A 6,628-nucleotide genomic window follows, 5' to 3' on the forward strand; every position below is an offset into this window, starting at 1 on the left:
GCCAGCTTGGGCTGATTTTGACTGTCGTAGTCCGACCAGAACTATGCAAAATCCTCCATGGCCCTCTCTTGAAGGCCAATTCAGAGGTTCCTTAAACATTCCTGTTTTGATTTTTATTTTGAGTTTATTGAGAATGTCAGCTAAACGCTCCTGGGAAGACTCTGAATCAACTGTTTCGGCTTCCTTGGGTGAAGTCGGGGATTCTCCTACCCTACTGACTTCCTTCCGGTGCGAGGGCACTCCGTGAGGAAGGCTATCGGTTGCTTTAAGATACTTCTGAGATTGTCAGCCATGGAGCAAAACCTTCAAGTGGGGCAGGTCTACCACTTTTCAGAAACAGTTTATGCCCCTCCCCCGGCGGTCCAGTCCAGCGGCACACCACAGACACACCGCAAGGAAGCCAACCCAGCATCAAGTGGGCACCCGCTTCTGCAAAGCACTCACCTTGAGAAATTCCGTGTTAATCCCGGAAGCCCGCTCCAAGGATATTTTGCCGGTGCGCACGATTTCTAGAATCCCGAACGGCTCCAACACCTGCTCCAGCGCCAGGAGTTTGCCGGGATCTCCCACCACCTCCAGGGTGAGGGCACCCTCCGCCACGTCCACCACCTTGGTGCGAAAGATATTCACAAGCTCAAGAACTTTGGAGCGGTTGTCCCGGCTGGCCGCCACCTTGAGGAGCATCAGCTCGCGCTCTACCGAGGGAATGTGGCTCAGGTTCCGAACCTTGAGCACATTCACCAGTTTGAGCAGTTGCTTGGTCATCTGCTCAATCACCCGGTCATCACCGGCCACCACCATGGTGAGGCGGGAGATGCCGGGCCGCTCCGCATGGCCCACGGCAAGGCTCTCGATGTTGAACCCGCGGCGGGCAAAGAGTCCCGCAATGCGACTCAACACGCCTGCTTCATCCTCCACCAACACGGAAAGGGTCTGCTTCATTGAAGGGGCCTATGCAGGAAGGGAGAGGTGCCGTGCTTGAGGTTAGGGCGTCAGGCAGGAAATGTCTCCCGTAGCCACGCCAAAACCACCCCATTGAAACGCTTTGGGTCCTCGTCATGGGGGCAGTGGCCACAACCCTCCAGCACCCGGCAGGGCACATCAGGGCGCAACCGGACCACGGCTTTGGCCATGGCCTCAGGCGCCAGCCGATCCTCCTGCCCCCAGAGGACCAACACTGGGCCGGCAACCCGCCGCAAGAGGGCAGGGGCTGTTGCCTGTGGCGGGCGTCCGCCCATACCCATGGTCATGCCTGCCAGGCTTCTGGCGGCGCCAGAGCGGCAACAGGGGCGGGCAAACAGGCGCAGAAGGGGCTGATCCACCCGGTGGCGATGGTGGTAGGCAGCCCTCAGCCCCAGGGCCAGCAGCCATGGCCGGGAGAATAACCAGAGGATCAGACGCCATGGCACCAGCCAGCGCTGGAGGCTTGTCAAGAGCTGCCGCCCACAGCGGCAGCATGAACGACGAGGGTGGAGCCGGGGCTTCAACAGGGCTGGATCCTGCAGTGGGGCCAACACCAGGGCCTTCACCAGTTCAGGGCGCGCCACCGCCGCGGTCAGCCCCACCAACGCCCCCAGGGAATGGCCCACAATCACCACGGGCTCCTGGATGCGCTGCTCAACCAGATGCAACACCTGCTGGGCCCAGGTGCGGTTGTCCTGCACCAGGAAGGGTTGGGCAGAGGCGCCAAACCCCAGTAGATCCACGCCATACACTCGCCAGCCGGCCGCGGCAAAGGCGGGAGCGTTGGCGCGCCAATGGCCGGCCGCGGCGGCAAAGCCGTGGATCAGCACCAGGGGTGGCCCCTGATCACCACCCAGTTGACGCACCTGCAACGGCTGACCTTGCCAATGCAGCACACTGACCTGCCCCCAGTCCGTGGTCTCACCTGCGGCAGCCATGGGATCCGGAGGTGTTCAGAAGGGTGGGGGAGGCTGTGATCATGGAAGCGGACGCCAAGCTTCTGTTGCAGTCGCCCCCCTGTGCTGCCCACGGCCAGGCACAATGGAAGACTGATCTCCACGACCACGCCATGGCTGGTGAAATTTTCGGCACGGCTGCCCTGTTCTGGCTCCTCGTTCCCGTGGGCCTGATCGGTGGGCTGGTTGTGCTCAAGTTCCAGGGGGACAACTTCGAGAATTAAGGCAGAGGACAGGTCACAGAAGCAAGTGATGCCGCTTACCCTTGACGCTCCACCAAGTCAGTTGTCTGCCCAGCGTTCATGAAGGTCCTGATTATCGGCGCCACCGGAACCCTAGGCCGTCAGGTGGTACGCAGGTGTCTCGATCAGGGGCATGACGTGCGCTGCCTGGTGCGGACTCCCCGTAAGGCGGGATTTTTGCAAGGGTGGGGTGGGGAGTTGGTTCAGGGGGATTTGCTCCAGGCCGAGAGCCTGGATCGTGCCCTGGAAGGCTGTGAAGCAGTGATTGACGCGGCCACGACCCGGGTGGATTCCGAGCAGAGCGTCTACGCCGTGGACTGGGACGGCAAGCTGAACCTGTTCCGCCGTATGGAAGCAGCCGGTGTTCAACGGCTGGTGTTTCATTCCATCCTTAAGGCAAGCGAGCACCGCGCTGTGCCCTTGATGGATATCAAATGCTGCACCGAGGAGTTGCTTCGCCATGCCGACTTCCAGGCCACCATCCTTCAGGCGGCCGGCTTCATGCAGGGACTCATCAGCCAGTTTGCCATCCCCGTTCTGGACCGCCAAAACGTCTGGGTCAGCGGCAGCAGTAGCAGCACCATTGCCTACATGAACACCCAGGACGTGGCCCGCTTTGCCGTGGCGGCGCTGGAGCGGCCCGAGACCGTTGGGGGCAGCTTCCCCACAGTAGGTCCCAAAGCCTGGACCAGCACGGAGGTGATCCAGCTTTGTGAAACGCTCACCAAAAAGGAGGCGCGGGTGCTCAAGGCTTCGCCGTTCATCATCAAGGTCTTGCGCACTGTGGTCTCCGCATTTGAAGCGGGGCTCAACGTGGATGACCGCTTGGCTTTTGCGGAGGTGGGCAGCAGCGGCGCCTGTCTGGATGCCACGATGGAGGAGAGCTACCGTGCCTTTGGCCTGGACCCAGCTGACACCACAACCCTGGAAACCTATTTGACGGAGTACTATGACACCATTATCCGGCGCCTCCGACACATGCAGGCGGATCTCAGCAAAGAGGACCGCAAGCGTCTCCCCTTCTGAGGCGGCGGCAGTCAATGCCATCTTCAGCCACGGTCAACTGTTGGAGGAGTGGTGAATGCGCTTGATGTCCTCCTGGCTGCCCATCACCACCAGCACGTCATTGGGGCTGAGGATCATGGAGGCTGGTGGGTTGACCCGCAGATCCCCCTCGCTGCCGGCGGCCAGCACGCTCACCCCATAGTCCTTCCGCAGGTTGATGTCCCGCAAGGACCGTTGAATAAACTCTTTGGGCACCTGGACTTCTTCGATGCTGTTTTTGCTGTCCAGTTGCAGGCGATCCAGCAGGCTGGGGCGCACAAGCTGCTCACCCAACTGCCTCCCCTGTTCCTGTGAGGGGAAGGTCACCTTATCGGCGCCAACCGCTTTCAGCATCCGTTCATGGAGGACACTGCTGGCCCGGGAGCACACCATCTTCACCCCGGATGACGTGCCGTGTTTGGCAATGTAGGTGGTGGTGAGACTCGCCTCCAGGGGTTCCCCCAGCGCCACCACAAAGGTGTCCACGTCCAACGCGCCTGCCTCCTTGAGTTCCTCCTCCACGGTGGAGTCCACACTCACGGTGACAGCACTTTTGAAGTCATCATCCCGCCGCAGTAGCATCTCCACTAGATGAGTGTCCTTATCGATGGCAATGACGCTCTTCCGGGAGGCAATCAACTCTTTGCAGACTGCCCGTCCAAAGCGGCCCAAGCCCACGACAGCAAAGGTTGTCTGTGGACCTGCCTTACGCCTCCACCAGGACTTGGTGCGGTCATGGTCTGGGGAGTCGGGCCGCGTCCCGGAGGGGTGGCTTGGTGCAACCATGGGCTGGGATGATCTCAAACAGTGAGCTGTTCACGTGGATAGCGCACAAGGGTAGTCTTGGGGAATGGCTGGACAAGGGCGGAGAACAGCAGCAGGAGTCCCAGGCGCCCGACAAACATGCCCACCATCAACACCAACTGCCCAAAAAAATTGAGCTTTTCCAGAATACCCACGTCAAAACCTACCGTAGCAAAGGCCGAGATGCAGGTGAACAGGCTTTCCAGAAAGGTGAACTCCTGGTTGGAGCCAACAGCGATGAGCAGCACCATGGTGCTGACAAACAGCAGCGAACTCACCACCAACGCTGCGGCCTGAACCACCAGTTTGGTATCGATGGTGCGGGAGAGAAGAACAACGTCTTCACGTCGCCGCAGTGTGGAGGCCGTGGCGGCCAGGAGAATGGCCATGGTGGAGGTTTTCAGGCCCCCGCCGGTGCCGCCAGGGCTGGCGCCAATAAACATCAGCAGCATGAGCAGCACCAGACTGGCGCCGGACACATGATCCAGGCCAAGGGGAACGGTTTGGAAGCCGGCGGTGCGGGCGGCGACCGATTGGAACAGGGCGCCCCAGAAACGCTCAGCGGCAGAGAGGTTCTGAAAGGACACCTGGGCGCCGTTGAGACTTTCATACAACAGCAGGCCGAACCATCCCACCAGGATCAACAACAGGGACGAGAGGAGAACCACCTTGGCTTGAAGATCCAGCCGGCGCCAACGCAACGGGAACCAGTTCTTGCAATCCCAGAGTTCGGCATGGACCCGATAGCCCAGACCACCGCTGATGATCAAGCCCATCACCACTAGTTGGGCAGGGATGTTGGCGGCAATGCCCTTTAGGCTATCGCTCCAGAGGGAGAAGCCGGCGTTGTTGTAAGCGCTGGCGGCGTGGAAGAGGCAAAACCAGAGCCGTCTCAGCAGGGAGGTCTCACTGGCGGCAAATCCCAACAGAAACAGCAGCAGGGCGCCGGCAGTCATCAGTCCCAGTGCCACCCCGGCAATGTGCCAAAAGGTGCGACCCACGCCACCCACACCAAACTGGTCCAGGATCTTCTCGCCACTGTCCACCCGTCGCCTGAGGCGGGCCCCCTGCTGGACAAAGCCCTGCAGGTAGATGGAGATGGCCATCAAACCCAGACCGCCGACGAGAATCAGCACCATCAGGGTCAGTTGACCCAAGCCTGTCAGGTCGCGGCCGGGATCAATGATGGATAGCCCCGTGACGGTGACCGCGGACGTGGCGGTGAACAGGGCTTGCCAGTAGGACACGGGCTGAATGTGGGACCACGGCATCCAGAGCAGGACACTGCCCACTACAATCACCAGAAGGCCACAGAGGGCCGTAAACTGGGGCACCGTCAAACGGGACAGGGCGTCCCTTTGCTGAACGGCCCAGAGGGGCAGTCTAGCGCCCATGGGCGAATGCCTACTTGTTGGGCTGCGGTGTCATGCGCAGGTAGGGCTTGATCTCCGTCACACCCTTACTGAACTTCACATTGGCGTCCTCCGTGGAAATGGCGGGCACCACAACACAGTCTTCACCATCCTTCCAGTTCACCGGCGTGGCCACGGAATGGTTGTCCGTAAGCTGGAGGGAGTCGATCACACGGAGAATCTCGTCGAAGTTGCGGCCTGTGGAGGCGGGGTACGTAATCTGCAGGCGCAGCTTCTTGGCGGGATCAATGATGAAGACAGAGCGCACCGTCAGGCTGTTGGAGGCATTGGGGTGAATCATCCCGTAGAGGTCGCTCACCTTCTTGTCCTCATCCGCAAGGATGGGGTAATCAACCGTGGTGCTCTGGGTCTCGTTGATGTCGCCGATCCATCCCGTGTGGCTTGTGGCCGAGTCCACGCTCAGGGCAATGGTCTTGACGTTGCGCTTGTCCCACTCGGCCCGCAGCTTGGCCACCTCCCCCAGCTCCGTGGTGCAAACAGGAGTGTAGTCCGCAGGATGGGAAAACAGCACCACCCAACTTTCACCAGCGAAGTCGTAGAGGTTGATGGAACCCAGTTGGGAATTCTGGGTAAAGTCGGGCACGGTGTCGCCAAGCTGGAGAGCCATGGAAGAAACGCGGATTACTCTGGTAGTCCTTTTTACACTCTGCACCCGTCCCGTGGCAAGCCGTGGGCCGGGTTTTCCAGAATTTCTTTCTGTCCCCCCTGGGGAGGCGCTGCCGTCCCCTGCCCTCCACTGCTGGACGGGAGCCGCCAGCTTGGGTCAGTGCTGTTGCATCCTGGTTCTAGGTTTTGGAAAACTCTGGAAAATTCGCTCCAGGACATCTGGTCTTATTGAGAAGCCTTATGCCAGTTGGGTTCTGAGACCCTGTAGTTGCCCCATTCAGGCATTTTTCAGTCCTTCCTTTTGTCTCAAACTAAGGTGAATCAGGATAGAGTCACGGGCAGCGGGCACTTGCGCCGCTCCATGTTCTCCTGCACTCCAACTGCTGATTCAACAAATGGACCTCTTTGGCAACGCTTTCTTCGCCACGCTCAACATCGTCGGGCCGACCACAAATATTCCTGTTTCCATCACCAGAGGATTGAACTGGGTGTCTATGAACGGGTAGGCGATATGGTTAAGGCATCTCTGAACAAGTGGCGAGGGTGTTAGGATGTAGTGAGTGGGATCTGGAAGGAGGCC

The 6,628-nt window shown here is 59.9% G+C and carries 8 protein-coding genes; 2 read left to right on the plus strand and 6 right to left on the minus strand.

What is annotated here, in order from left to right; all coding sequences use genetic code 11:
- Nucleotides 1–411 precede the first annotated feature (411 nt).
- Together ilvN and FLM9_RS02915 are read right to left on the minus strand one after the other, a co-directional pair.
- On the minus strand, nucleotides 412–942 hold the full coding sequence (gene ilvN / locus FLM9_RS02910) for an acetolactate synthase small subunit (protein WP_074457180.1): 531 nt from the start codon (nucleotides 940–942) through the stop codon (nucleotides 412–414).
- A gap of 50 nt (nucleotides 943–992) precedes the next feature.
- Nucleotides 993–1,901, minus strand: a complete 909-nt coding sequence (locus tag FLM9_RS02915) for an alpha/beta fold hydrolase (protein WP_074457181.1) — start codon at nucleotides 1,899–1,901, stop codon at nucleotides 993–995.
- A 131-nt stretch (nucleotides 1,902–2,032) separates the two neighbouring features.
- Here FLM9_RS02915 and petM point away from each other — a divergent pair, with 131 nt between their 5' ends.
- A complete protein-coding gene (petM, locus tag FLM9_RS02920; RefSeq protein ID WP_074457185.1) occupies nucleotides 2,033–2,143 on the plus strand; it encodes a cytochrome b6-f complex subunit PetM in 111 nt (36 codons plus the stop codon).
- Between the two features lie 78 nt (nucleotides 2,144–2,221).
- Nucleotides 2,222–3,187 carry an NmrA family NAD(P)-binding protein gene (locus FLM9_RS02925; RefSeq protein WP_074457182.1) on the plus strand — a complete coding sequence of 322 codons (966 nt, stop codon included), beginning with the start codon at nucleotides 2,222–2,224 and terminating at the stop codon, nucleotides 3,185–3,187.
- A 33-nt stretch (nucleotides 3,188–3,220) separates the two neighbouring features.
- Here FLM9_RS02925 and FLM9_RS02930 read toward each other — a convergent pair whose 3' ends face one another.
- The 4 genes from FLM9_RS02930 to FLM9_RS08355 all read right to left on the minus strand — a co-directional run.
- On the minus strand, nucleotides 3,221–3,991 hold the full coding sequence (locus tag FLM9_RS02930) for a potassium channel family protein (RefSeq protein ID WP_081340153.1): 771 nt from the start codon (nucleotides 3,989–3,991) through the stop codon (nucleotides 3,221–3,223).
- A gap of 14 nt (nucleotides 3,992–4,005) precedes the next feature.
- Complete coding sequence (locus FLM9_RS02935; protein ID WP_081340154.1) at nucleotides 4,006–5,403, minus strand: TrkH family potassium uptake protein; 1,398 nt, start codon at nucleotides 5,401–5,403, stop codon at nucleotides 4,006–4,008.
- A 10-nt stretch (nucleotides 5,404–5,413) separates the two neighbouring features.
- Nucleotides 5,414–6,049 carry a peroxiredoxin gene (locus FLM9_RS02940; protein ID WP_074457184.1) on the minus strand — a complete coding sequence of 212 codons (636 nt, stop codon included), beginning with the start codon at nucleotides 6,047–6,049 and terminating at the stop codon, nucleotides 5,414–5,416.
- Nucleotides 6,050–6,436: 387 nt separating this feature from the next.
- Nucleotides 6,437–6,628: hypothetical protein (locus tag FLM9_RS08355; RefSeq protein ID WP_218969725.1), on the minus strand; the 192-nt coding region annotated here is incomplete at its 5' end.

Origin of the sequence: Candidatus Synechococcus spongiarum, assembly GCF_900047545.1 — a bacterium.
GTDB lineage: Bacteria > Cyanobacteriota > Cyanobacteriia > PCC-6307 > Cyanobiaceae > Synechococcus_B > Synechococcus_B spongiarum_C.

Coding starts and splice junctions, on each gene's coding strand:
- ilvN (WP_074457180.1), bottom strand. CDS start 942: ATGAAGCAGACCCTTTCCGTGTTGGTGGAGGATGAAGCAGGCGTGTTG.
- FLM9_RS02915 (WP_074457181.1), bottom strand. CDS start 1,901: ATGGCTGCCGCAGGTGAGACCACGGACTGGGGGCAGGTCAGTGTGCTG.
- petM (WP_074457185.1), top strand. CDS start 2,033: ATGGCTGGTGAAATTTTCGGCACGGCTGCCCTGTTCTGGCTCCTCGTT.
- FLM9_RS02925 (WP_074457182.1), top strand. CDS start 2,222: ATGAAGGTCCTGATTATCGGCGCCACCGGAACCCTAGGCCGTCAGGTG.
- FLM9_RS02930 (WP_081340153.1), bottom strand. CDS start 3,991: ATGGTTGCACCAAGCCACCCCTCCGGGACGCGGCCCGACTCCCCAGAC.
- FLM9_RS02935 (WP_081340154.1), bottom strand. CDS start 5,403: ATGGGCGCTAGACTGCCCCTCTGGGCCGTTCAGCAAAGGGACGCCCTG.
- FLM9_RS02940 (WP_074457184.1), bottom strand. CDS start 6,049: ATGGCTCTCCAGCTTGGCGACACCGTGCCCGACTTTACCCAGAATTCC.